General features: G+C 69.8%; 22 protein-coding genes and 3 pseudogenes. 7 read left to right on the top strand and 18 right to left on the bottom strand.

The genetic code is table 11. The annotated features are described in order from the left end of the window. From ACGFNK_RS06155 to ACGFNK_RS06125, 7 genes are all read right to left on the bottom strand, one after another. Entirely contained in the window at positions 1-408 is a 408-nt protein-coding gene (locus tag ACGFNK_RS06155; protein ID WP_393412452.1) for a DUF1257 domain-containing protein, read from the bottom strand. 73 nt (positions 409-481) lie between these two features. After that, positions 482-2,056, bottom strand: coding sequence for an AAA family ATPase (locus tag ACGFNK_RS06150; protein WP_393412450.1), 1,575 nt, complete (start codon positions 2,054-2,056; stop codon positions 482-484). 17 nt (positions 2,057-2,073) lie between these two features. Continuing rightward, entirely contained in the window at positions 2,074-2,736 is a 663-nt protein-coding gene (locus tag ACGFNK_RS06145) for a 4Fe-4S single cluster domain-containing protein (protein ID WP_393412448.1), read from the bottom strand. Beyond that, positions 2,733-2,945, bottom strand: a complete 213-nt coding sequence (locus ACGFNK_RS06140) for a DUF2997 domain-containing protein (RefSeq protein ID WP_393412446.1) — start codon at positions 2,943-2,945, stop codon at positions 2,733-2,735. The genes ACGFNK_RS06145 and ACGFNK_RS06140 overlap by 4 nt, the downstream gene beginning before the upstream one ends. Positions 2,946-2,969: 24 nt before the next feature. Further along, the gene (locus tag ACGFNK_RS06135) at positions 2,970-4,610 is read right to left on the bottom strand and encodes an Hsp70 family protein (RefSeq protein ID WP_393412444.1); all 1,641 of its coding nucleotides are present in this window, start codon (positions 4,608-4,610) and stop codon (positions 2,970-2,972) included. Continuing rightward, a complete protein-coding gene (locus tag ACGFNK_RS06130; protein WP_393412442.1) occupies positions 4,610-5,182 on the bottom strand; it encodes a hypothetical protein in 573 nt (190 codons plus the stop codon). Before ACGFNK_RS06130 ends, ACGFNK_RS06135 begins: the two co-directional genes overlap by 1 nt. After that, positions 5,179-7,122 (bottom strand): WD40 repeat domain-containing protein, encoded by a 1,944-nt coding sequence (locus tag ACGFNK_RS06125; protein WP_393412440.1) that lies wholly within the window; start codon positions 7,120-7,122, stop codon positions 5,179-5,181. Before ACGFNK_RS06125 ends, ACGFNK_RS06130 begins: the two co-directional genes overlap by 4 nt. A gap of 279 nt (positions 7,123-7,401) precedes the next feature. On the opposite strand from ACGFNK_RS06125, the gene ACGFNK_RS06120 reads away from it, so the two are divergent. Then, on the top strand, positions 7,402-8,508 hold the full coding sequence (locus ACGFNK_RS06120) for an NAD(P)/FAD-dependent oxidoreductase (protein ID WP_393412438.1): 1,107 nt from the start codon (positions 7,402-7,404) through the stop codon (positions 8,506-8,508). 15 nt (positions 8,509-8,523) lie between these two features. Here the strand turns inward: ACGFNK_RS06120 and ACGFNK_RS06115 are convergent, their stop codons facing one another. Together ACGFNK_RS06115 and ACGFNK_RS06110 are read right to left on the bottom strand one after the other, a co-directional pair. Then, positions 8,524-8,955, bottom strand: coding sequence for a nuclear transport factor 2 family protein (locus tag ACGFNK_RS06115; RefSeq protein ID WP_393412436.1), 432 nt, complete (start codon positions 8,953-8,955; stop codon positions 8,524-8,526). A gap of 98 nt (positions 8,956-9,053) precedes the next feature. Then, positions 9,054-10,022, bottom strand: coding sequence for an endonuclease/exonuclease/phosphatase family protein (locus ACGFNK_RS06110; protein WP_393412434.1), 969 nt, complete (start codon positions 10,020-10,022; stop codon positions 9,054-9,056). Between the two features lie 56 nt (positions 10,023-10,078). On the opposite strand from ACGFNK_RS06110, the gene ACGFNK_RS06105 reads away from it, so the two are divergent. After that, positions 10,079-10,567, top strand: a complete 489-nt coding sequence (locus ACGFNK_RS06105) for a MarR family winged helix-turn-helix transcriptional regulator (protein ID WP_393412432.1) — start codon at positions 10,079-10,081, stop codon at positions 10,565-10,567. A 62-nt stretch (positions 10,568-10,629) separates the two neighbouring features. On the opposite strand, the gene ACGFNK_RS06100 is transcribed toward ACGFNK_RS06105, so the two are convergent. The 4 genes from ACGFNK_RS06100 to ACGFNK_RS06085 all read right to left on the bottom strand — a co-directional run bounded on the left by ACGFNK_RS06100 (position 10,630) and on the right by ACGFNK_RS06085 (position 15,145). Then, positions 10,630-10,851 carry a hypothetical protein gene (locus ACGFNK_RS06100; RefSeq protein ID WP_393412430.1) on the bottom strand — a complete coding sequence of 74 codons (222 nt, stop codon included), beginning with the start codon at positions 10,849-10,851 and terminating at the stop codon, positions 10,630-10,632. A gap of 98 nt (positions 10,852-10,949) precedes the next feature. Further along, a complete protein-coding gene (locus tag ACGFNK_RS06095) occupies positions 10,950-12,149 on the bottom strand; it encodes a serine hydrolase domain-containing protein (protein WP_393412428.1) in 1,200 nt (399 codons plus the stop codon). Between the two features lie 214 nt (positions 12,150-12,363). Continuing rightward, a complete protein-coding gene (locus ACGFNK_RS06090) occupies positions 12,364-13,548 on the bottom strand; it encodes a DUF5937 family protein (protein WP_393412426.1) in 1,185 nt (394 codons plus the stop codon). 22 nt (positions 13,549-13,570) lie between these two features. After that, the gene (locus ACGFNK_RS06085; RefSeq protein WP_393412424.1) at positions 13,571-15,145 is read right to left on the bottom strand and encodes an AbgT family transporter; all 1,575 of its coding nucleotides are present in this window, start codon (positions 15,143-15,145) and stop codon (positions 13,571-13,573) included. Positions 15,146-15,431: 286 nt separating this feature from the next. Here ACGFNK_RS06085 and ACGFNK_RS06080 point away from each other — a divergent pair, with 286 nt between their 5' ends. Next, on the top strand, positions 15,432-17,414 hold the full coding sequence (locus ACGFNK_RS06080) for a CocE/NonD family hydrolase (protein WP_393412422.1): 1,983 nt from the start codon (positions 15,432-15,434) through the stop codon (positions 17,412-17,414). Here the strand turns inward: ACGFNK_RS06080 and ACGFNK_RS06075 are convergent. Both ACGFNK_RS06075 and ACGFNK_RS06070 read right to left on the bottom strand, forming a co-directional pair. Beyond that, positions 17,404-19,035 (bottom strand): phosphodiester glycosidase family protein, encoded by a 1,632-nt coding sequence (locus ACGFNK_RS06075; protein ID WP_393412420.1) that lies wholly within the window; start codon positions 19,033-19,035, stop codon positions 17,404-17,406. The two genes, ACGFNK_RS06080 and ACGFNK_RS06075, sit on opposite strands and share 11 nt — an antisense overlap. A gap of 172 nt (positions 19,036-19,207) precedes the next feature. Continuing rightward, positions 19,208-19,597: pseudogene (locus ACGFNK_RS06070) on the bottom strand (amidase family protein); the annotation flags it as partial. Between the two features lie 12 nt (positions 19,598-19,609). Between ACGFNK_RS06070 and ACGFNK_RS06065 the strand changes: the two are divergent. Then, a pseudogene (locus ACGFNK_RS06065) lies at positions 19,610-19,810 on the top strand (TetR family transcriptional regulator); the annotation flags it as partial. A 6-nt stretch (positions 19,811-19,816) separates the two neighbouring features. On the opposite strand, the gene ACGFNK_RS06060 reads toward ACGFNK_RS06065, so the two are convergent. The 3 genes from ACGFNK_RS06060 to ACGFNK_RS06050 form a co-directional block, all read right to left on the bottom strand. After that, entirely contained in the window at positions 19,817-20,419 is a 603-nt protein-coding gene (locus ACGFNK_RS06060) for a response regulator (RefSeq protein ID WP_393412418.1), read from the bottom strand. Then, positions 20,416-20,913: a sensor histidine kinase gene (locus tag ACGFNK_RS06055; RefSeq protein ID WP_393412416.1), complete on the bottom strand. Its 498-nt coding sequence runs from the start codon at positions 20,911-20,913 to the stop codon at positions 20,416-20,418. Before ACGFNK_RS06055 ends, ACGFNK_RS06060 begins: the two co-directional genes overlap by 4 nt. Before the next feature lie 667 nt (positions 20,914-21,580). Next, a complete protein-coding gene (locus tag ACGFNK_RS06050) occupies positions 21,581-21,799 on the bottom strand; it encodes a hypothetical protein (RefSeq protein ID WP_393412414.1) in 219 nt (72 codons plus the stop codon). Between the two features lie 166 nt (positions 21,800-21,965). Between ACGFNK_RS06050 and ACGFNK_RS06045 the strand changes: the two genes are divergently transcribed. The 3 genes and pseudogenes from ACGFNK_RS06045 to ACGFNK_RS06035 all read left to right on the top strand — a co-directional run. Further along, positions 21,966-22,850: an ABC transporter ATP-binding protein gene (locus ACGFNK_RS06045; protein WP_393412412.1), complete on the top strand. Its 885-nt coding sequence runs from the start codon at positions 21,966-21,968 to the stop codon at positions 22,848-22,850. Between the two features lie 63 nt (positions 22,851-22,913). Continuing rightward, positions 22,914-23,633 carry an ABC transporter permease gene (locus ACGFNK_RS06040; RefSeq protein ID WP_393412410.1) on the top strand — a complete coding sequence of 240 codons (720 nt, stop codon included), beginning with the start codon at positions 22,914-22,916 and terminating at the stop codon, positions 23,631-23,633. A 133-nt stretch (positions 23,634-23,766) separates the two neighbouring features. Continuing rightward, positions 23,767-24,828: pseudogene (locus ACGFNK_RS06035) on the top strand (CocE/NonD family hydrolase); the annotation flags it as partial. Positions 24,829-24,931 lie beyond the last annotated feature (103 nt).

Here is a 24,931-nt window from a genome sequence, read left to right as displayed (position 1 = left end):
TCACTGGAACCGCCGCAGGACCATCCTGACCGTCCCGTCCCGCTCCACCGTCTCCTCGGCCATGCTGAAGCCCTGGGCCTCCAGGGTGCTGGCCGTGAGGTGGTAGGCGTGGCGGGCGGTCACCTTTCCCAGCCAGGTTTCGTCGTGCTTGCGGCGGTCGTATTCGCTGATCACCGCCAGGTAGCGGCCGTCCTCCTGGTGCCGGAAGCCGATGTCGTTGGAGGACCCGCCGATGTGTGCGCGGCGGACGATGACATGGGCGCGGTCGGCGCGCTGGTCGCCCTGGTAGCCGTACAGCGGCTGGGGGGCGTCGTGGACTTCCACGTTCCCGTAGCCGACGTCCGCGAGCGCGGCACGCAGGGCTTCCGGGTCGGTGATCTGGGTGGTCATGGTGGTGAAGTGCGACATGGGGGCCTCCGGGAAGTGAACATCGGCAGGTGGTCGGGGAGTTGGCCGCCCTTCAGGGGACCCAGGGGTTGCCTCAGGGACCCAGCGGTTCGAGCGGGACCACGAACTGCCGTTCCGCCTCGACCGCTTCGTCAAACGACGCCGACTGTGCGCGCCCCTCCCGCATCCAGGCCCGCAGCGCCCCGATGGTCTCCCGCTGGGACACCGACAGCGGCACCTGGCGGGCGAGCGCGGCGAGGATGTCGTCAGTGGTGAACTCGCGGTCCTGGTGGAAGCCGACGTACATCGCGTCCACGATCGTCTGCTCGATCTCGGCGCCCACGTACCCCTCGGACCGCGCGGCCAGCGTCGCGATGTCGAAGTCGCTGGGCAGCCGGCGCCGCTTGCGCAGGTGTACGGAGAAGATCTCGGCGCGTTCCTCGGCGGTGGGCAGCTCGAGGAAGAAGATCTCGTCGAAACGGCCCTTGCGGAGCACCTCCGGCGGCAGGCTGGAGACGTCGTTCGCGGTGCCGACCACGAAGCAGGGCGCCGTCTTCTCCTGCATCCACGTCAGGATCGTGCCGAACACACGGGTGCTGGTGCCCGAGTCGCCGCCGCCGTGCGCGAGCGCCTTCTCCATCTCGTCGATCCACACCACGCACGGCGCCACCGTCTCGGCAAGGCGCAGTGCCCGGCGGGTGCGTTCCTCCGCCTCGCCGACCAGCGAGCCGAACAGGGCGCCGACGTCCAGACGCAGCAGCGGCAGCCGCCACAGTCCGCCGATCATCTTGGCGGTCAGACTCTTGCCGGTGCCCGGGATGCCGATCAGCGCCATGCCCTTGGGCGCCGGCAGTCCGTAGTCCCGGGCCTCCTGGGTGAAGGCGCGCTCCCGCAGCCGCAGCCACTGCTTGAGCACGTCGAGACCGCCCACGTCGTCCGGGGTCTCATGCACCGGATAGAACTCCAGCGCCTCGCTCTCCCGGATGACCTCCTTCTTCTCCCGTACGACGGCCTCGATGTGCCGGTCGTCCAGCGCGCCGTCACGGACGATGGACTTGGCGTACGCGCGCCCGGCCTGCGCGGCGGTCATGCCCAGGGCCGCCTGCCCCAGCTTCTCCCGCCCGCCCGGCGTCAGATCGACCTTGATGCCAGGGGTCTTGGTGAGCCCGCCGAGCACGCCGTCCAGCTGTCGGCTGTCGGGCAGCGGGAGTTCCAGGACCTCCGTCTCGTTCTTGAGCTCCTCGGGGACCGTGCGGGTCGGCGAGATGACGACGATGGACTTACGGGTGAACTTCAGCCGCTGCGCCGTGTTGCGCAACTTCCGCTTCACCTGGGCGTTGGACCAGCAGTCGTGGAAATCCTTCAGTACGAAGGTGATGTCGCCGTCGGCCTTCTCCACCTGCTCGATCACGCTCAGCGGATCCTTCGCGGTGGGCAGGTTGCCGGGCTTGCCGCTGAGCACCTCGAATCCGTCCGCCAGATCCCAGGCGAGGCAGGGACGCCGTCCGCGTTCGCAGACCTCGGCGATCGCCTGGAGCGCGCGCTCCTCTTCGAGCGTGACGACCACCACGAGCGTGTAGCGGGCCCGCAGGAACAGGTCGAGTTCCGCCTCGAAGGTCAACTGGCCGTGCGCGGCGGCACTTTGGCGGCCGTTCTTGTCAAAACTCATGCGGCCATGGTCGTTCTTCACTCGCCTACCTCGATGTCGAATGCCTGATGTCGATCTCTCGGACCTGGCGGACCAGCCGGACCTGACGGGGCCGGGGGAGTGGTGAGCGGGTCGATGCCGGTGAAGGTGAGCCGCCCGTCGGGGTGGATGACCACCTCCGCGTCCGGTACCGCCTCGAGATCGTGCAGTGCGTACCGGTCGCCGAACAGATGCACCGTCTTGTTGGCGGAGCCCCGAAGGCCCCGGGCGATGCGCTGCCCGGGCTCGTACCGTCCGGCGAGCAGCACGTCGACGCTGCCCAACAGGGCCTCCGCGTCCGGCATACGGGTCACCTCCGACCAGCGGTATCCGGTGAACAGGACGGCCGACAGGGCGGTTTCGGCGCGGATGCGGGCCAGCAGCCGCAGTACCGGCTCGCGCTGCTGGAGCGGTTCGCCGCCGCTGATCGTCACCCCCTCGATACGGTCACCGAGGCCCCGGATGCGCTCGAACAGCTCGTCCACGGGCGTCTCTTGGCCGCCTCGTTCATGGGTCCCGGGGTTGAAGCACCCGGGGCAGCCGAGAGTGCAGCCCTGCACCCAGATCACCGCCCGGGTGCCGGGACCGTTGGCGGCGCTGTACGGCTCGAAGCCGTGCAGCCGCAGGCCCCGCTGTGGCTGCCCCCGTTGCGGTCGGCTCATGAACCCGGCCCGCGCCGCAGCCGCTCGTCGATCCGCTTCTGGAGCAACTCCTGGGCCTCGGCGGTGATTTCGCGTTCCACGACCTGTCCGCCGAGTGCCTTCTCCAGGTCCTCGGTGAGGTCGAGGCAGCCCGCCCCGGCGACTCCGCGCACCTCGATCCTGGTGGTGCCGTCCGGTGCGATGAACACCTCGACTTCCTGCAACTCCATGTGCCCTCTCCCTGTCCCTGATCCCTACGTCAGCTTGACCACGGGGTAGTCCCGGTGGGTGACCCGCCCACTGACCAGATCGTGCGCGGTCAGCAGCAGCCGCTTGTTGGCATCGATGCCGAACTCCACGCGAAACCGTGCCTGCCCGGCGGACGCGGGCGGCTTGGCGTGCAGGAACATCGGGCTCTGTTCGTTGAGCCAGAACCGGTTACGGGTGTCGTCGTCCTCGGCCGAGATCTCCCGGACCCGCCAGGCGCCCGAGGGGTCGCACACCAGCTCCGTACCGCCGCCCCCACCGGTGGTGCCGTCGTGGCGCCGGCCGGCGAGTTCGTAGATGGCGAGGCCGAGTTCACGCTGCCCGTCCTGGGTCGCGCGCACCGTCATCGTGTGCACCGGCTCGGTGGTCGGGTAGGCCGTACCGGCCTTCACGCAGGTCCGGTACTCGTAGCGCCCGCTCTTCCGGTCGAACCAGCGCACCGCGTAGTCGTGCTGGATGTGGTCGTAGAAGTCCGTCCCCGCCGCGAAGGCCGCCGCGCCACGCGCCACCGCGTCCAACGGCTGGTCGCTGAGCACCCGTTCACGACCGAAGATACGCTCAAGGGTCCGGCGTACGGACGGGATCAGGCTGCTGCCACCGACCATCAGCACCGCGGCCAGGTCGTCCTCGTCGTAGCCGCGGGTGGCCGCCGCGCGCAGTGCGCGGCGTACGACGCGGTCGATACGGGCGTACAGATCCCGCCGGTCCAGCAAGTCCTCGAACGACACCACACGCTCGCCCGCGGGTTCCGCGCCGCTGCGGATCAGCTCGATGCCGAGTACGGCGCCGGTGTCCGGGTTCATGACGCTGATCTCGGCCCGTTCGCGGCCCGGCTCCGACAGCGCCTCCTTGGCACGCTCGCACTCCACCAGCAGGGCCCGGCTGAGGCGGCGTACGTCCTCGTCGCTGTCGTGGCGTTCGCAGCGGGCGAGGAGTTCCTCGTAGATCCACTGGTCGATGGTGGACCCGCCGATGTCGTCGCCCGCCTTGCCCAGGACCCGGCACTGGCGGCCGGAGCTCGCCCGGTCGTCCTCGTCCTGTACACGTACGACGGCCGCCTGGACCGTGCCGCCGCCGAAGTCGAACATCAGGTACGCATGGCCGGGCCGGATGTGCGCGCCATAGCCGAGCACGGCCGCGGAGGGCTCGTCGATCAGCCGGAAGCGGGGCATGCCCGCCGTCTCGGCCGCCTCGGCGAGCCAGTCCTCGTAGTGCTCGAACGACTCGACCGGCGCGGTCAGCGCGATCTCCTCGCCCTGGGTGCCCGCCTCGACGGCCGCGAAGGCCAGCACCGTGGACAGGAAGTCGCGGCCGGCTTCGTCATGCGACACCTTCCGCCCGCCCACGGCTATCTTCTGCGGGCTGCGGTTGGAGATGTAGCGCTTCATCCAGCGGAAGGTGCCCGCCGCGTGGTACTTGCCGGCCGACAGCACCTGGTCGCCCAGCAACTGCCGCCCGTCCTCGGCGTAGTGGATCACCGACGGCACCACCGGCACCCGGTGGGCGCCATGGCCGAGCAGCCGCCCGTAGTCGGGAATGCGGACGGTCACGCTCTCGCCTGACGCCTCGTCCCAGACGGCGGCGACGGTGTTGCTCGTACCGAAGTCGATACCCAGCCGGCCCGCCATCAGCGCCCCTCTCTCTCGCCTGCGGCTTCTGTCTCGTCCTTCCCGCTTCTCCCGTCGGGGATGTCGACACCCGCCTTGCGTACGGTCCGGCCCTCCAGGGACAGGCCGACCACCCGGATCAGCACCGGCTCTCCGGGCACGGGCGCCGCTGTCGCACTCAGTGACTCGTGCCGGTCCGGGTCGAACGGCTGCGTCTCGCCCACCTCGCCGATGGTGTCGACGCCCTCGTCACGCAGCAGTCGCAGCAGCCGGGTGCCGACCTCGACGACGTCGCCCGTACGCACCTGAGCGCTGCCCGAGCGGTGCAGATGCGCCTGCGTCGACAACTGCACGAGGGGTGAGCCGATCGTCGTGACCAGCTGCTCCAGATCGGCCCGGGTCCGCTGCCGGGCGCCCTCTTCCGCGCCGTCGCGGGCCCGCGCGAGCTCGGCCCGCAGCCGCTCGACGGTCCTGTCGCGCTCTGCGACTTCGAGGCGGGCTTCCCTCAACTGACGCTGGAGGCGCAGGGTTTGCTCCGTCCGTCCCGGGAGCAGCCTGCGCAGCACCTGGGCGGCCCTGGCCATGATGCTCATCGCCTCCCCTTCCCCTTGCGCTTCCGTTTGCGCCCCGGCCGGCCGGAACTCCGGCCGGGGCCTTGGGGGGTCTCGTCGTCGGCCAGCTCCACGTCGTGAGGTGCGGCCTGGTCGTCGTACGACGCGTCGAGGAGTTCGACGTCGTGCCGGTGACGCCACCGCACGATGGCGGCGATCAGATCGAACCACGCGCGCTCGGCCTGGGTGAACTCTCCGGAGAGATTTGCCAGTTGACGTATCCGGGCGGGGTCCACCTCGGCGAGGGGCGTACGGACCAGGGTGTCGAGGTTCGACAGCTTGCGGGTCCACCAGAGCATGCGCCCGTTGCTCGATCCGCTGACCAGCAGTGAGCCGTCCAGGCTGACGGCCAGGGCTTCGACGATGCCCGTGTGGCCGTGGAGTTCCCCGGCCGGTGTGCCGGAGGGCAGGTGCCAGAGCCGTACGACGCTGTCCTGACCGGCACTTGCGAGCAGCTTGCCGTCCGGTGTCATGGCCAGCGCCCGGATGAGTTCCGTGTGCCCCCTGAGCACGCCCGCGGGCTTCCCCGAGGGCAGATGCCACAGCCTGACGGTGCCGTCGTAACCGCCGCTGGCCAGCAGCGAGCCGTCCGGGGTGACGGCCAGGGAGCCGACATGGTCGGTATGACCCTCGAGGGTGCGGACGTGAGCACCGTCCGGCAATTGCCACAGCCGCACATTCCCTTTCTGGCCCCCGCTGATGAGCAGCTTCCCGTCCGGAGTGATGGCCAGGCAGGGGATCCAGAGCGCGTCCGCGCGCAGGGTAGTGGTCGGGGTCAGCCGGCCCGAGTTCAGGCGCCACAGCTGTACGTTCGGGCCGTAGCCGCTGCTGGCCAGGAGGGTGGCGTCCGGGGAGAGGGCGAGGGCGAGGAGATTGCTGCCGAGCACCTTGTTGCGCTTGGCCATGGTGTGGGAGTACTCCCCGGCCGGATAGCCATAGGGCATTCTCCAGAGCCTGATACCTCCGCCCTGATCGCCCGTGACCAGCAGCTTTCCATCAGGAGTGGTCGCCATCGTCAGTACGCGGTTCGAGTCCGTCGCGAGCACGCCCAAGTGCGCTCCCGTGGGAACCTCCCACCGCTGTGAGTACCCCCTGCTCCCGCCGCTGACGACCAGTTTCCCGTCACGGGTCACGGTCAGGCACTGGATGTCGTGGGCCGTCTCGATGACCTGTGCCCGTCGCTTGCCGAACGGGCTCGTGACAGGGAGTTCCACGGCCCTGGCGCGCCTCGCCAGCCGCAGCAGTTCGGCGAAGCCGTCGCCGCCGCCGTCGGTCGGCTGCCAGACGCCCTCCACCATTGGGATGACCGGTGCCGCCCGCGACACCGGGGCGTCGAGCGCCAGCCGCCACAGCTCCTCCCACCGCTGGGCGCCCATCAGCGTCTGGACCGCCGCATCCCACTCGACCTCGGACAGCGGCCCGGTGCGGCGCGCGGCCCCTTCGGCGACCACCCGTACCCACTCCAGCCGCCCGCCGGCACGCGCCTTCTTGGCCAACTGGCGGCGCAGCGCCTCCCCGGCCCCGGCATGGACGCCCCGCAGCAGGCTCCCGTCGTAGTCGAGTTCGGCGTACCTGTCGAACTCCCCGGCCAGGAACAGCACCAGGGCATGCCGCCCGGGATCCGAGGGACTCCGGCCCGCCTTCGCGAGCAGTTCGGCGAGGCGGCTGTCGCCGGTCGAGACGAGGGCGTCCGCGACGGCGTCTATCGCGTCCGGCTCCGATACGGCCATCACGGCAGCGCGCGCGATCTCGGCCACGACCGGATCGTCGCCGTGCACGAACACTTCGGCGAGCACGGCCACGGCTGCGGCCGTACCGAGCGCGGCCAACTCCTCAGCCGCCTTCTTCCGTCGCCGCGCCCCGAACCATTTGGATCCATCCCTGACCCCGGCAGCCAGCCGTTCCATCCGCGGCTCACTCATACAGCCTCATGTGTCTCGCAGACCAACGTGTCCGGCGAGCATTGTGGTCCGATTCGGCCGGGAGGGGTCCCGAAGCGGCAGAACCTGTCTGCTCGTCAGGACCGTTGCCTGCGACGGCCCATACATCGGCCCGTTCGTCCCGTCACTTCACAGAACTCACACAACACAAGACCGCAACTTTAAGTTTCAAGTCATAAGCTCGCCAACAGTCGAGCGGCCGAAACGCGGCGGCATGCGTCGCGGCCCTCGTTACCCCCCACAAGGCACAGGAGATTCGGCGTGCGTGACCGCGACATAGTGGTGATCGGCGGCGGCTATGCGGGCGTCCGCCTGGCTAAACGGCTGGACGGGCAGGCGCGCGTCACGCTGGTGGACCGCAAAGAGGTCTTCTTCCACCGCGTCGCCTCGCTGCGCGCCGGCGTGGATCCGGAGTGGACGGGGGCGCCCTTCATTCCGTACGACCGGCTGCTCACCAACGGCCGCGTGGCCGTGGGCAAGGTGGTCCGCATCGACACCACCGAACGGCAGGTGGCGCTCGCCACCGGTGAACGGCTGCCGTACGACGTGGTGGTGATCGCCACCGGCGCCGACTACCCCGAACCGGCCCGTTTCACCGGCACCACCCCCGAAGAGGCGGCCAAGTCGTTCGCCGAACACCAGCAGAACATCGCCACCGCCGAGCATGCCCTCGTCGTCGGCGGCGGGCCCTCCGGCGTCGAACTCGCCGCCGAGATACGGCTGGCCCGGCCGGACGCCCGGGTCACGCTCGCCCACTCCGGTCCGGCGCTCCTCCACTCCACCGGCAGCGCGCGGGCCGGGCGCAAGGCGCGCACCTGGCTGGAGTCCCACGATGTGGAGGTACGGCTCGACTCCTTCATGTCCCCCGGCAACGACTTCGGCACCTACCGCGACGCCCGCGGCAACATCATCTACGCCGACCTCTCCTTCTGGACCACGGGCACCACCCCCAACACGCTCTGGCTGCGGCTGGCCGGGCACGGCGACTGGCTGAACGCGGCCGGACAGGTCAAGGTCGACAAGTCGCTCCGCGTCGAGGGGTGGAAGAACGTGTTCGCGGTCGGTGACGTGAACAACATCAGCGAGCTCAAGCTCACCCCCGCCGCGCTCGCCCAGGCGGACCTCGCCGCCCACAACATCCGTACGTACCTGCAGAGTTCGGGCAAGCACCGCAAGGAGCCCCGCTTCTACCGGCCGATCCACCGCACGCCGCTCATCGTGCCCTTCGGCCCGGCCGACGGGGTGACCATGCTGCCCGTACCGGGCGGCGAGACGGCGGTCCTCGGCGGCCGGACCAGCACCCTGGCCAAGGCGAAGAACCTCATGACTCCGTACATGCGACGGCAGTTGGGGTACACCGCGGCCTGAGCACCGCCCGCGTCGTCAGGGGGTGCACGCCGCCGCGATCGACACGCTGTTCTCGTACAGGTGGTGCCGGGTGATCCGTCCGCCCTCGACGGTGAGGCGCAGCGCGAAGGGGCCCGCGAAGGACTTGCCCGTCGCGCGGACGGTTCCCGAGAGGTGACCCATCAGGACGGCGTCGGTGCCGTCGACGAGGAGGGTGTCGACGGACGCGCGGGCGTCCTCGGGAACGGTGTGCTCGGTCACCTCCGTGAACTGGGCGGCGCATTCGGCGGCGGTGGAGCGGGGCTTGATCCAGGGGACCACGGGATTCTCGGCGAGCAGCCAGTCGACTTCGTCGGCGAAGAGCGCGGTGAGCCCCTCGGTGTCCCCGGCGAGGCGGAGGGCGAGGAACTTCTGGACGGTGGCTCGGGTGGCGTCAGCGGTGGTGGTGTGCGTGGTGGCAGTCGTCATGGGGCCCAGCCTGCCGGGGCGCCGACGGAGCGTCGATTACGCCGGAGGTAAGGGCGGACCGGGGCGGTGAGTTCGGCGAGTTGGACCACCAGATGGGCTCAAGAGCCAAGACGTACGCGGCCGACAAGCGGCAAGTGGTCGCTCCCGGTCGAGTCCAGGGCCGACACCTCGGTCACATCGACCCCCTTGCCGAGCACGTGGTCGATCCGCGCCACCGGCAGGGACGCCGGCCAGCTGAACGCGAACCCTGAGGCGGGAGCGGACAGTTGGGAGGTGAGCGGATCGAGCCCCCGGTCCTGCACGGTGCCGTTGAGGTCGCCCACGACCAGGAGCCGCTCGGCCGGGTCGTCCGCGATCCGTGCCCCGAGCAGCGCCGCGCTCTCGTCGCGGGCCGCCGACGCCAGGCCGGTCGCGCCGAGCCGGATCGACGGCAGATGGGCCACGTACACCGCGACCTCTCCCTCGGGCGCGGCGACCGTGGCCCGCAGTCCGCGCTGCCAGCTGTCCGGGAAGCCCGCGGGCCGGATGTCCACGGCTCGCACGTCCGAGAGGGGGTACGCGGACCAGAGCGCGACCGTGCCGTGGACCGCCCGGTGGGGGAGGGAGCCGCCCAGGACGTCCTCGTACGCGCCGCGCGCCGCGGGCGTCAGCTCCTGCACGGCCACGAGGTCGCCGCGCGCGCCGAGCAGCGCCCGTGCGGTGCCGGAGGGGTCGGAATTGTCGTCGGCCACGTTGTGCTGAACGACGGTCAGGCCGTGCGAGTCCGGCGACGAGCCGAACCACAGCCCGGCGAACAGCCAGAGCCAGGCGAGCGTGGGCACCAGACAGGCGAGCAGCCCCACCACCGACCGCTTCAGCAGCGCGAGGCAGCCCAGCAGGAGCACGGCCACACCCAGCCACGGAAGAAACGTCTCCAGGAGGCTCCCGAGACGCCCGACCCGGTTGGGCACGGCGGAGTGCAGGCCCAGCAGCCCGGCGACACCGACGGCACACACGACGAGCCCGTACTCCCACCGCCGCACGCTTCGTAGCTGTCCTCGTATGGCCCGCACCACTTGTGCGACCACATGCCCTCCTTGCCGCCAGACGTTTGAATTTGAACAACAGGTGTAGCCTCGCATGCATGGGGACCACGAACACGAAATGGCTCAACGCCGAGGAGATGCGTGCCTGGACGGCGTTCCTCGCCACCAACGCGCTGCTGTACCGACGCCTGGACCAGCAGCTCAAGGAGGACGCCGGACTGACGCATCTGCAGTACGAGATCCTCGTCCGGCTCAGCCTGTCGCCGGACCGCGAGATGCGCATGGCCGAACTGGCCGAGGCGCTCTACAACACCAAGAGCGGCCTGACCTACCAGATCACCCAGATGGAGAAGGCCGGCCTGGTGCGGCGCCGTTCCTGCCCCAACGACGCCCGCGCCGTCTTCGCCGTCCTCACCGACGCCGGACGGGCGAAGCTGGAGAGCGCGGCCCCCGGTCATGTAGCCGCCGTACGCGAACTGCTCATCGACGTCCTCACCCCCGAGCAGCTCACCGCCCTCGCGGACGGGCTGGGCGAAGCGAGCCGTCGTATGCACGACCGCCAGGCGGCAGACGCCGGTACGCGCTAGCCAGGCAGCCCGATGCTCGCTCTTGAGCAACTCAGAAGCAGGGCCGCAAACTCGCTTTGGCCTCAGGCGTCTTCGCCCGGCGCCTCGTCGCGCTGTTGCTGAGTCCGCCGTTTGGCGACACCGATCGCCACCCCGAATCCCAGACCGAGCGCGAGTCCGAGACCCACGTTGTCCGCGAGCATCCCGAGGGGGATGCCGAAGGCCATACCGAGGGACATCCACAGCCCGAGCGCGTTGTCGGCGGACGAGCCGCTGGGCTCGTCCGCTTCTCCCCGTTTCGTCATGTGAATCATTTTGCAGACGAGGTCAAGACCCCCCGCCGAGTCCGCAACGTGTGGACGCGTCAACGTGTGGACGCGTCGCCGCCACCGGTCGTCGCGCGCTACTGCGAGGCCGGGGACCGGCCCTCGCAGAGTGCCGTCTGGACGGCGGCCTTCATGTCGTCGCTCTGTGCGTCCGAAGCACCCGGGCCAAGATTCACCATGACCGTCACCTGCCTGCCGTCGGCCGTGGCTCCGGCCGCCGTCTCGTATCCGAGGAAGTCGCCGGTGTGCCCCCAGTAGAGGCCGCCGCAGGGCAGCGGCCTGCTCTCCAGGCCGAGGCCGTACGCCCGGCCGTCCGGGTTGCCGGTCGGGCGGGTCCGCATCAACTCCCGCTGTTGCGCGGGGCGCAGCAGCTTGCCGCGTACGAGTGCGTCCAGGAAGCGGTTGACGTCGCTGCCGCTGGAGATCATCTCGCCGGCCGCGCCCGCGACCGTGGGGTTGACCGCCGTGATGTCCCTGAGCGGCGCGTCCTCGCCCGGCCGGACGTACCCACGCGGGTGCGGTCCGGGGATTGCCGAGGCGTCACCCGGTACGTACGTCCCGTGCAGGCCGAGCGGCGCGATGATGCGCCGGCGGATCTCCTCGCCGTACGTGTGGCCGGTCACGCTCTCGATGATCATGCCGGCCAGCAGGTAGCCCGTGCTGGAGTAGCGCCAGCTGGTGCCCGGCTTGAAGTTCGGGGGATGGGCGAGCGCGATGTTCACGAGGTCACGGGTGTCATGGTGGGCCAGCGGGTCCTTGAGGATCTCCTGCGGAGGGAGGTGGTCCAGGATGTCGGGTACGCCGCTGGTGTGCTGGAGGAGCTGACGGACCGTGATCAGCCGCCCATCGTTGCCGTGTCCGCGGACAACGCCGGGCAGGTAGCGCTCCACCGGCGCGTCGAGGGCGACGCGATGCTCTCCCACCAGCTGGAGCATGACCGTCGCCACGAACGTTTTGGTCATGCTGCCGATCCGGAACCTGCTGTCACGCCGCACCGGAGCGTGGCTCTTCACGTCAGCGACACCGCTGGTCAGCACCGTGCTGCCGCGCCGGTCCCGCACTTCGACGAGCGCTCCGGGCCCGCCGTCGACCGTGGTCAGCCGGTGCAGGAGTTCGCGCAGGCGCGCGTGCTCGGCAGTGTTGGTGGATTTGGCGGCGGTCACCGTGGCGGCGGCGTTCTGCCGCGGTGCGTCGTCGTCCGTCGGTGCGCCCACCGCGACACCGACCGCCACGGCCAGTGTGAGTAAGCCACCCGTCGCGCGCTTGTGCTTGATCACGTGTGCTCCTCCTGGGACAGCCTGTGCCTTTGCCGTCCCATGATGTCCGCAGAGTGCGAGCCTGCGCGATGGGGTGACCATCCGGAGTGGAAGTGGGGTTAACCGTTCCTCGCGGGCCAGCAGCTAAGACCCCCGGCCGCGAACGCAAGAAAGAGCGACGAGGCGGTGAAAGGAAGGGCGGCGCGGCCCCAAGTTCCCTGCTCCCCTTGCCAGTTCACCGCGCCACGGTCGACAGGACATCGTGGCCCAGTCGCTGGATGACATCCGTGGCGAGCCGGTGCCGCACCAGTTTGCCGTCCCGGGTGGAGCGCACCAGGCCCGCGTCGCGCAAGGTCCGCAGGGCGCGGGAGACCTGTGGTTCGCTGGAGCCGAGCCGGGCGGCGAGCTCCGAGGTGGTGATGGGCTCGCCCAGCAGATGGCGGCACAGCTCCATCCTGGCGGGCGAGGTCAGCGCCATCAGGCGGTGGTGCAGATCCCGCAGGGTCAGCTGTCCGGCCGGGGTGGTGCCGCGCGCCGCGTACTGCACCACCACGCAGGAGGGGTGCTCGTTCTTGACGGTCAGGTGCGGCCACACCCGGGCGGACGGGACGAGGACGAGGGGGCGCGGGGCCACCTTCACTTCGTCGATCTGCAGCTTGTCCAGCCGGACCCGTTCCCCCGGCCCGACGCGGGCCGCGGTCGGCAGCAGCTCGGTGAGCACATCCGCGGGCGAGCGAAGCGAGATGGGGGTCCCCGGGGCGGAAGTCCCCCTGGGGGCACCCCCGGCCGGAGGCTGGGGGACTTCGGCCGGGGGTGCACCCAGGGGGAGGACCGCCAGCCGGCGGCGTACCTCTCGCGCGTGGTCCTCCAGGGCCGGCCGCAGGGTGCTCCAGTCCTCGGCGAAGAACGCGGTGTCGGCGGCCTGTAGCACCGCCAGCAGCCGGTCCCGCAGCTCCAGCGGTGCCGCCACCAGCTGTCGCGCCAGCTCGCCGCGGGCGTAGGAGCGGCGCAGGCAGCGGCGTACGAAGTCCTCCGCGGCGGCGGCGCCGGCGCGCAGCTCGCGGGCCGGTGGCACGGGCAGCGCGTTCGTGCCGAGGACTCCGGGCGCCACCAGCTCCAGGAAGTCCTCGGCGGGCAGCGCCGCGATCGCCGACAGCTCCTCGTCCAGGTTCGCCGCGATGGGCAACGTACGGGGAAAGAACAGGCGGCAGCGGTATCGGGCCCACAGCGGAGCGAACACGGACAACTCGTCGTGCAGCTCCGGTCCCGCCGCGGCGGCGCGGGCCGCCCAGCCGGCGGCCTCCGGGTGGTGCTCGGGTTCGGCGAGCACGTGCAGGCTCGCCATCAGTTCCGACAGCGCGGAGGGCCCGACCGCGAGGTCCGCGGGGCCGAGCCCTCCGAGGTCGAGGACGATGCTCACGCCGTCAGCGTACGGCGGGAGGTCACCGCACCGGCGCGCCTGGGCCGAGCGGGATGCCCAGCAGGTACCAGGCGAAGAACAGCAGCACCCAGACCACCAGCATGATCATGGCGAGGGGCAGGGTGAAGGAGACCAGGGTGCCGATGCCGGCCTTGCGGCGCAGCGTCTGGAGGTAGCCCACACAGAGCATGAACGAGGTGCTCATCGGGGTGATGGAGTTCGTGCAGGAGTCGGCGATGCGGTAGAGCGCCATGGTGGTGGCCGGGCTGGTGCCGAGCAGCATCAGCATCGGTACGAGTGCGGGGGCGACCAGGGCCCACAGGGCGGAGCCGGAGGTGATGAGGAGGTTCATCAGCGCGACCGCGACGATCAGCAGGGAGAACAGCGCCAGCGTGGGCGCGCCCAGCTCCCTGAGGAAGTCCGCACCTTCGACCGCGACGACCGTGGCGATGTTGGTCCACTTGAACAGGGCGAGGAACTGCGACACGGCGAAGAAGAGCACCAGCAGCGGTGCGATGGAGCGCACTCCGTCCGCCATGAACTCCGGTATCGCGCGGCTCCCGCTGATCCGCCCGGTGAGCCGTCCGTACACGGCGCCGATGAGCAGGAAGAAGACGGTGAGGAAGATGGCGATGGCGTTCATGAAGGTGGACTCGACGATCGCGCCGCCCTCGCCGCGGAGCGGTGACGAGGCGGGCAGCATCGCGAGCACGATCAGCGTGGCGTAGGCGAGCACGGCAACGCCGGTCAGCTTCAGGGCCCGCCGCTCGGTGCCGTCGTCGACCCCGGCGGCGACCACCTGCTGTGCCGCGGCGGCTTCGAGGTCCGCGTCGGGGATCAGGTGGTGCTCGCGCTTGGTGAGGATCTTGTCCACGACCAGGGCGATGGTGCCGGCCAGCACGAACGCCGAGACGGTGGTGAAGTACATGTTGTCCGTCGCGCGCACCACCACGTCCTTGTCGACGAGCTGCGCGGCCTCGGTGGCCACGGAGGCGAACAGCGCGTCACCGGGGGCGATCAGCGGGTTGGCGTCGCCCGCGGCGTTGATGGACACGAACGCGACGATCATGCCGAGCATGGGGGAGCGGCCCACGGCGCGGAAGGCCACCGCCCCGAGCGGGATGAGGACCACGTACGCGGAGTCGGACAGGAACTTCCCCAGTACGCCGCCCAGGGCCACGCCCAGGACGACCGTGCGCGGGGACAGGCCCGAGAGCATGCGGCGGGCCAGTGCTTCGAAGAGCCCCGAACGCTCGGCGACCGCGACCCCCAGCATCACCATCAGCACGGTGCCGAGCGGGCCGAAGGTGACGAAGGATTCCTCGGCGCCGGTGATCAGGTCCCGTACGGCGTCCGCCGACACGGCGCTGCGTACGCCGACCATGTCACCCGAGGAGGGGTCCTCGACCCGCAGCCCGGAGGCGTTCAGCGCCCAGCTGGCGAGGGCGACGCCTCCGCACAGGATCCAGAACAGCCAGAACGGATGCGGCAGTGCGTTTCCCGCGCGCTCGACCAGGTCGAGGACCCGGGAGCCACGGCCCCCCTCGTCGGGCTCGGTGGCCTGCACCTCCTCGGGGCGGGTGTCAGGTGTGCTCATGGCGGCCTCCTGTGAGGACTGGGAGAGAACGGGGGAGACGGGGGGTGGCGGGACGGGGAAACGAGGGCATGGCGTAGCCGCGCCGCGAGAGTTGCGAAACGGGACCCAGAGCCGCGCACGATCACGATCACGATCCGTCGCGATGGCGATGGCGATGGGACGCGGGGGTTCCCGGGTTGCGCTGACAGTAGGACCCGCATCCGGTCCCGTCACCGTCCGGCGGAACAGTTGACCTGATGACGTCAAGTGATCGCCATGATCCGGGATGTTGCTTAGCGTCACGGGAGTGACCTCGTACGACACCGACGCCTCCCACGCCCACCGCCCCGAACCCCTCCAGGGCGGTGCCCTGTGGCGCCGCGCCCTGCGCATCCCCATGCGGGACGGCATCCGTCTCGCCGCCGACCTGTACTCGGCCTCACCCGAGCCGGAGGCGACCGCGCTTCCCGTGCTCCTCGAGCGCACCCCGTACGGCCGGCGTGCCCAGCGCGGTTCGGACCAGGACCGCGGCGATGCGCCGGTCCCGCAGCCCGAGGACACCGCCCGGCATTTCACCGAGGCCCGCTACCACGTCGTACGGCAGGACTGCCGGGGCCGCGGCGACTCCGAGGGGACGTTCGTGAAGTACCTGGGCGAGGGCCCGGACGGGGCGGACACGATCGCCTGGCTCCGGAACCAGCCGTGGTGCGACGGCAGGGTCGTGATGACGGGGGTCTCCTACTCCGCCCACGTCCAGGCAGCCGCAGCCGCCGAGGGGGTGAAGGGGCTCGCCGCCATGGTTCAGGACTCGGGCGGTTTCTCCTCCGCGTACGACGCGGGGATGCGGATGGGCGGCGCCTTCGAGCTGAAGCAGGTGACCTGGGCGCTGCGGCATGCGCTGCAGAGCCCCGAGGCCGCGGCGGATCCGGTGCTGTCCGAGGCACTGTCGCGGGTGGATGTGGCGGGCTGGTTCGGTGCGATGCCGTGGCGGCCGGGCTGCACGCCGCTGCGGCATCTGTCGGCGTACGAGGACTACTTGCTGGAGCAGTGGCGGCAGGACACCTTCGGGGACTACTACCGCAACCCGGCGATCTACGGGCGAGGCTTCTACGAGCGCTTCCCGGACGCGCCGAGCATGCACATGGGCAGCTGGTACGACCCGTACGTGCGCTCCACCATCGAGAACTTCACCGCCCTGCGCGAGCTGAAGTCGGCACCCTCCTACCTGGTCATGGGCCCGTGGACGCACGGGCGTCGCTGCGACACGTACGCCGGAGACGTGGACTTCGGCCCGCGGGCGACGCTGGACGGCAACCTCGCCCCGTCGTACCTGGAGTTCCGCCGCCGCTGGTTCGACCGGGCGCTGGGCCGGCAGGACGAAGAGAACCACGAGGAGAAGCACGAGGAGAACCACGAGGGGAAACCGGAGAACGGACATCCGGAGAACCGTGACCTCCCCGCCGTCCAGTACTTTCTGATGGGCGGCGGCGACGGCCTGCGCGACGCGGCAGGGCGGATGCGGCACGGCGGCGCATGGCGCACCGACACCCGGTGGCCGCCGACGTCGACGGAGCCCGTCGCCCTGTACCTCACCCCCGGCGGCGCCCTCAGCACCGCCCCGCCCACCGCGACCGTCGCGTCGGTGACGTACGACTTCGATCCGCGCCGCCCGGTCCCCACCATGGGTGGCCAAGTCACCTCGGGGGAGCCGGTGATGACGGGCGGCGCCTACGACCAGAACGCACCGGACGCCCGGGTGTACGGGGCACGCGAGCCGTACCTGCCGCTGGACTCCCGTCCGGACGTGATCAGCCTGAGCACCCCGCCCCTGGAGCGGGACGTGGTGCTGGCCGGCCCCGTGTCGGCAAGGCTCCACATCTCGACCACGGCACCGGACACCGACTTCACCATCAAGCTGATCGACGTCCACCCGCCCAACGCCGACTTTCCGCACGGTTTCGCCATGAACCTCACCGACGGCATCGTCCGCTGCCGCTTCCACCGCTCCACCGAGAAGCCGGAGCTGCTCACTCCGGGCGAGGTGTACGAGATCGAGGTAACCGCCCCCGACACGGCGAACCGCTTCACCGCCGGCCACCGCATCCGCCTCGACATCTCCTCCAGCAACTTCCCCCGCTTCGACGTCAACACCAACACCGGTGAACCGGAGGCAGCGGCCCGCCGCACCGCCATAGCCACGAACACCGTGCACATGGACGCAGGGCACCCGTCCCACCTGCGAGTGTGGCTGGAGGGAGGGGCGGATGCGTTCGCGGCCGTCAGCGGGTGAGCAGCAACGCGTCGCCCACCGTCCGCTCGGTGCCGTCCGAGGGCGAGTTGATCAGCTTGCCGTTCACCACCGTGGTGACCGAACCACCGCCGTCAAGGGCCATGGCGCGCACCGCACCGAGCGACTTCATCAGCTCCGCCCCTTCGGTGAGCCCGAATCCGTCGCTGTAGCCGGGCTGGCGGCCGTCCGCGGCGACCAGGAGCACACGGCCCCACCGGTCGACGCCCAGGAGCATGCGCGGGTTGCGCTTGATGCCCCAGGTGTACGCGAAGGACGGGTCGCCGATCCGCTCGACGCCGTCGGCCCCGTAGTTCACCGCGACCTTTCCGTCGCGCACCAGCTCGGGGCCGCCGTTGACGATGTCGTCCTGCGGGCCAAGTGCGAGCTCGCGGCCATGCTCGTCCAGGATGCGCTGCCGCACTTTCAGTTCGCTGCCCGGCTTCGCGTGCGCACGCAGCCAGGAGGCTCCTTCGCCGACGCCGGCCAGGACGCTGCCGCCATCCGGCACGGCACCGCCGCGCGGACGCACCTCCCGCACCCGGCCGCTCACGTCGAGCACCACCTCGACGCCGTCACCGGCCGGGGTGCTCGCGCCCAGCTCGTCGGTGAATTCGACGATCTCGTCGGGATCGGTGCAGGTCACATCGTGCTGCGGCCGCTCGGTCGGGGAGTCGCCGCCGACGCCGCCGCAGTTGCGGACCAGGCCGGGCACGCGGTTGACGCCATCCACGATCGCGGACGCCCCGCCCGCGCGGACGCTGAGCTCCGTGCGGAGCTTCTTGAACTCCGGGCGCAGACCGTCGCCGCGCAGCACCGCCGCGATCCGGCCGTTGGTCGCCGCGCTCTGCAGCTCCCCGTCGTACGCGGCAATACCTGCCGAGGCGCCCGGTACGCCGTCCTTGCCCTCCATGACGAAGAAGCCCGCGTTGACGCCGAGCAGGGCGCCGTCGCCGACGGCCATGTCGCTCACCCTCTCCCGGCCGGCGACACCCGTGCCGTACGTGGCGTTCAGCGCACCGCCATAGCGCTTCGGGTCGATGATCGCCACCTTGACCTCGGCAAGACCGGTGCCGGGCACACCGTCCGCGCCGGTCCACTCGCTGACCGCGTCGAACCCCGCGGACGCGAGGGCCTGACGCTGTGCGTCGGCCTCGGCCCGGGTGGCGTACTCCCCCACCCGGACGCGCACACCGACCAGCCCCCTGCGGTCCGTACCCCGCGGCCACTCGACCCGCTCACTACGAGCGCTGAACCCGGCGTCCTGCAGCCGCTCCGCCAGTGCATCGGCGCCCTGCTCGGTGGCGAGGTGAGCGCCGTCGGCACGCACCGTGACCGTCCAGTGGTCCGCACCGGGACGGCCGGAGATCCTCCCCTGGTACAGATCGACTCCGGAGGCGAGGCGATCGTGCTGCCAGTCGGCGATCGGCCGAGGAACGGCGGTCGCCGAAGCGGCGGCCGCGGTGTTGTCGTACTGGTCGACGACAGCACCGGGGGCGACAAGTCCCGCCGCGGCGAGGGCAACCACCGACGCCTTCACGGCAACTCGGAACGAACGGCGGGCGAGGACCACAGGCACTCCTAGGTCGCGGACGAGCATCGCGTGCACAGCCGGCTTGCCCACACGACACGGTGTTCGGAACGCGCTTTCATGCGTGGCAAACGCAACTTCTGCGCAGCGAACGCGAGTTCTCGAGCGACGCTTGAAACCGCGACTGAAGACCAGAAGTCCGGCCAGTGAACTTGCCTCAGGCCATGGCCCTCGCCCGTGGACTCCCGGTTCTCCATGAGCAGTCTCAGTGGCCCGTGCGGTTCCCTGCCCACGCTGTGGGGGTTCGGCCCGACCACGGGCTTTCCCGTTCGAGTTGTCCAGCGAGGCGGAAGAGAGGGTTTTCGAGCCCGTAACCGGCAGCGAACGGCATACCGACCGGGAGCCCCGTCCCGGCGTCGGCCGTGACCGGCACGGACATGGCGGGCGTGCCCCCCACATTGAGTGCCATGGTGAACGGCGAGCGGTTGTTGAGGCGGTCGATCCAGCATAGGCCGTCCAGCGCCTCCGCGCCCTCCGCATGGGTGCCCAAGGGCATGGGCAGCTCCGGCAAGGTCGGGGTGAGCAATACGTCGTAAGCGTCGAAGTACCGTGCCGGGCTTCGGGCGACCCGGTTCCGGATCGCGAGCGCGGCGATGAGAGAGATTCGAGCAGGCGTACGGTACGAGAGTGTGCCGAGGCCGGGCTGCCCGACCCCGAGCAGGCCGCTGCCGAGATCGCCTTCGTACTCGAAGGCGCGCAGGTCAGCACGCAGAACGGAAGCATCGATCAGGCGGGGGACCGGCTGATGAGAATCGTCGAGGGGACCATTGATCAGCCCCTCGGCGCATCCCGGGCGACCAGTGGCTGACCGCCTCTACAGCCAGTCGTGTTCACGCGCGTAGCGCGCTGCTTCGTGCCGGGTCCGTGTCTGGGTCTTCTGCATGGCGTTCGAGAGGTAGTTGCGTACGGTGCCTTCCGCCAGGCGGAGGCGGGTGGCGATGTCGGCGACGGAGTACCCGTCGCCGGTCACTCGCAGGACGTCGATCTCCCGGTCGGTGAGCGGGCAGTCGTCGACGACGGCGAGCGCGGAGACGTCCGGGTCGATCCATCGCTTGCCCGCGTGCAGAGTGTTGATGACCGACGTGATGTGCGCGGGTTCTGCCGACTTGCTGACGAAACCCTGGACTCCGAGTTTCAGGGTTTTGCGGAGCACCCCCGGCCTGGCATGGCGGGTCAGCATGAGGATCACCTGGTCGGGCCGCACGCGGCGGATCTCCGCGACGGCGCCGAGTCCGTCCACACCGGGCATCTCCAGGTCGATGACGAGCACGTCGGGCCGGTGTCGCAGTGTGGCCTCTACGGCAGATTCGCCGTCCTGCGCTTCGGCGAGCACGGTGATCTCGCCTTCGAGAGTCAGCAGCGCCGCCAGCGCCTTACGGAGAAGAGCTTCGTCGTCGGCGAGCACCACGGTGGTCATCGGTCGTCCTCCCGCGCCGCGGAGGGCAGCGTCACTGAGCGAAGGTCCGGAAACGCCGCAGCCGTGAGGAAGCGTCCGTTCTCTTGCTCCACCGTCAGCTCGCCTCCGTTGTCGCCCACTCGTTCCTTGAGGGTGGCCAGTCCGCTGAGCCCTGGGAGGGGAGCCTCCCGAGCGCCGTCGTTGACGATGGAGATGCCCGACTCCGAGAGAGTGATCCGCACCCGCGTGGCTTGCGCATGGCGGAGGATGTTGGTCGTCGTCTCGCGGAGGACCTGGCCGAGCAGCCCGTTGACTCTCTCATCGACGTCAGCCTCACGGTTGACGCGCACGCGGATGCCCGCGGCTTCGAAGAGGTTCTTCGCGTTCTCCAGCTCCACGGACAGGTTGAGCCGCCGCTGTGCGTAGGCGAGTTCCTTGGTCTGGGTGATGGTGTCACCGACCAGGGCGTGCGCCTCCCGCAGTTCCTCCTCCGCCCGCCCGATGTCGCTGCGCACCAGCTCTCGGCCAGCATGACCTTCAGCTTCACCACATGCAGTGTGTGGCCCTGGATATCGTGCAGATCGCTGGCGAAACGTACGCGTTCCCGGACGACGGCCAGCTCCGCTTCGCGTTCCCGTGATTGCTCCAGCTCCTCGACGAGGTCGTAGAAGACCTGGCCGGCGAACATGCTGCCCGTCACCACCACCGTGACACCTGCCGGAATGAGGACATAGAGGATCAGGGCGCCGGGCCCATCTGCCGGTGACACCAACAGCCTGGCCGCGCCCACCACGGCGACGAAGGCGATCAGCCCGACAGCGGCCACGACGCGGTGGCGCGGCAGCTTCGGGGCGTACAGAGGGCCCACGATGGAGATGCCGTAGAACGCCGTATGACCGCCCACCACCAACACCCCGGTGATCCACACCACTCCGGTGATGATCAGGCACGGGAGTACGACCCGGGGAATGCCGTCCGCTGTCCACCGAATGGAAGCCACCAGCGCCGCGACCACGCCCAGGCTCAGGATGACGGCGTGCCACCACGTCCGGGCATCGACCGCCACCAGCAGAGTCCCTACGGAAACGGTCACCGTGACCATCGTGGTGACGTTCAGTCTGCGCAGCCGTTCCCGCGTTCCCGCACGGTGCTCGGACATCACGTGTTCCCCCCGCTTCGGCGTCACCGCTGGGTCTTCACGCTGAGCAGCGGGATCGCCAGAGCGCTGGGCACGGTGAGAGCCGCGGCCGTCCACATCAGCCACTGGTTGTTCTCGAGCCAGGACGCCATGTCGTCACGGTAGAGACCGACGTCGAGGTGGTGGAGGAGGTAAACCGCGCAGACCAGAAGGAAGACGGGCGTATTGGCCGCCAACAGAATGCGCAGGGGTCTGGTGTCCATGTGCGGCTCTCCGGGATCGAACAGCAGAGTCTGCCCCGCAGTATTCTTCCGGCTCCGTGCGGGGCAACAGTGACACTGCGTCATACGTTCGCCCCAAGGAATGTCATGGCGCAGTGATGACACCACGCCACTGCCGGACGAGCGTGACAACGGCTGAGATCGATGCATGACCTCGACACCAGTCATCGACGTTGAACGTCTCAACCTCAGCTATGGCGACTTCCACGCCGTGAAAGACCTGTCCTTCCAGGTGCAGAAGGGGGAGCTCTACGCGCTGCTCGGCACGAACGGGGCCGGTAAGACCTCGACCCTGGAGGTCATCGAAGGCCACCGCACGGCCACTTCGGGCACCGTGCGGGTCTTCGGGCAGAGCCCGCGCGACCGGCGCGCCGTGCGGCCCCGGATGGGGATCATGCTGCAGGAGAGCGGATTCTCCCCGGATCTGACAGTGAAGGAATCGGTCCGGCTGATCGGAAAACTCTCCCAGCGTGCGGACAGGGTCGAACGCGTGCTCGGCGTCGTCGACCTCACGCACAAGGCCGACACCCAGGTGTCCCAGCTCTCCGGCGGTGAGAAGCGACGTCTGGACTTCGCCACCGCCGTGTACGGGAACCCTGAGCTGATCTTCCTGGACGAGCCCACCACCGGCTTGGACATCCAGTCCCGGGACGCTCTGTGGGACGCCGTGGACAAACTGCGCGAAGACGGATCCACCATCGTGCTCACCACGCACTACCTGGAAGAGGCCCAGCAGCGCGCCGATCGCATCGGGCTCATGCACAAGGGCACCTTCCACCAGGAAGGGACCGTCTCCGAGCTGACGCAGACCCTGCCGGCCGCCATCCGCTTCTCCCTTCCGGCCCCCGCGCCGGCGCTACCGCTGCAGGCCACGCGCGCGAGTGACGGGACGTTCCTCTTCGAGACCTTCGGCCTGCAGAAGGACCTCTACATCCTGCTCGGCTGGGCGCACGCCAACGCGGTAGAGCTGCGGGAACTCCAAGCCGGACCGACTCGGCTCGATGACGTCTTCCGCTCCATCGGCAACGACTAGGACCTGTCCGGCGGATCAGGCCCTGGACCACTCCCTGAACTTCCCAGGAAAAGGACCTTCACCATGCTCCCGATCGCTCTTGGCGAGCTGATCCAGATCTTTCGGAACCGGCTGGTTCTGCTCACCAGTTTCATCATTCCCCTGGCGCCCTGCGCGTTCTTCATCTACCGGCACGAAGCCTTCGCAGACCTGGCCAGCCTGGGATACATCGCGGCGGTGGTCGTGGTCACCGTGGGTGCGTTCGGCCTCTACACGACCACGGTTACCACGCTGGCCTCGCGCCGTCAGAACCTCTTCCTCAAGCGGCTGCGCTCCACCCCGGCGAGCGACGCCGGCATCCTCTCCGGGCTGCTGTTCCCGGTCACCGTCCTCGCACTGGTCCAGGTGACCGCGATCCTCACCGTGCTGGCCGCGGTCGCCGGCGAGCCGACCAATGTTCCCCTCCTGGTGGCGGCGGTCCTCTCGACGGTGGTCATGATGCTCGGTCTGGGACTGGCCACGGCGGGACTGACGAACTCTCCCGAGCACGCCCAGGTGACCACATTGCCCGTCAGCCTCGGCACCATCGGCGTCGCCAGCTGGGTCGGGATCACCGGCACCGAGGAGCTCACCCTGCTCAAGCGGCTGCTCCCCGGCGGCTCGGCCACCGAACTCGTCCTCAACGCCTGGAACGGCGGCGTTCCCGTGGCGGACTCCCTGCCTCTGTTGCTGCCCACACTGAGCTGGGTCATCGTCGCCGTCGCACTGGCCTCCCGCCTCTTCCGCTGGGAACCGCGCCGCTGACCACTCTCCGGAGGAGGACCGCAGGGGCCGGCCGTCGCGATGCGCCGCCGAGTGATCACTTCCTCACTCGCCCTGCAGGAGAGGCACGCAACGCCGAACTCCTCGGCCCGATCCGGCAGCGATCCCGGTGGACTTGGCCGGGTACCGCATCGCCGACCCGGACAACGCGTACTGGACCTCTCGCGATCCGGCGAAGCAGGCCAAGGGCACCGACACCCCGCTGTTCTTCACCCAGGGCTTCATCGAGGACAACACCAAGCCCGAGGGGATGCAGGAGTTTCTCGCCAACCACAAGGGCCCCGAACGCGGGTGGGTCGGCCAGTGGGACCACGTGCGCGGCAACGACCGTACCGATGACGGGCGCCTGGCCATGGGGCGCGAGGGTTGGTTCAAGGAGACGCTCTCCTTCTACGACCAGTACCTGAAGGGCATCGAGCCGGAGGTCCGCTACCCGGCCTACGCCGTCGAGGACAACACCGGCGCCTGGCGCGGCGAGAAGACGTGGCCCGTCGTGGAGAGGTCCGCCACCCTTCAGCTCGGCGGCGGCTCGTACGCGGACGACGGCGGCACCTCCGCGATGCGGGCGCTGGACCCGTCCGGCAAGGCGACTCCGCCGAAGACCGCGAAGCCGTCCGGCAAGAGGGACGTGGAAAACGCCTCCAGCAGTGTGCCGGCCGCCCCGAAGGGACTGGCCGAGGCGCAGGTGAAGCGTCAGAAAGCCGGTGAGGTCACGTCCAGCTTTTGCAAGTGGTCCAAACCGGTCGATCAGACCACGCGTATCACCGGCACCCCCCGGATCTCCATGACCGCCCAGGGGGAGGGAAACGTGATGGTCAAGCTGTACGACGTGGCCAAGGACGGCACCGCCGTCATGTTCGACGAGCAGGTCTCCCGGCTGGACTCGGACCGGCTGGCCCTCGACCTCAAGTCGACCGACTGGACCCTGAAGGCCGGACACACCCTGGCCGTGGAGATCGGCTCCGTCCAGACCGGCGACTGGCTCGACACACCGTCCAAGCAGAAGGTCGAGGTCATGGATGCGCGGCTCGAGCTGGCCCTGGACGACCCGGCCGACGACGTCGCCACCGGCGGCGAGCGCTCGCCTTACCTGGACACGTATCTGAACCTGTACACGGTGCAACTGCCCGCCGGTCGCGCAGCGTTCACGGTGCCTCCAGCCCGCGACCACCGCTGATCCACTGCCGCTGATCCGCCACCGCTGCGCGGCGCCGGAGCGGTAGCCGGCCGCGTCGCCCCTGACAGAGGGCGACGGGGCCGGCCGTGCTTGAGCGGCAGGG

Origin of the sequence: Streptomyces sp. NPDC048825, from assembly GCF_043198355.1 — a bacterium.
In the GTDB taxonomy this organism is placed as follows: Bacteria; Actinomycetota; Actinomycetes; order Streptomycetales; family Streptomycetaceae; genus Streptomyces; species Streptomyces xiangluensis.
This window is presented reverse-complemented; position numbering and strand designations above follow the sequence as displayed.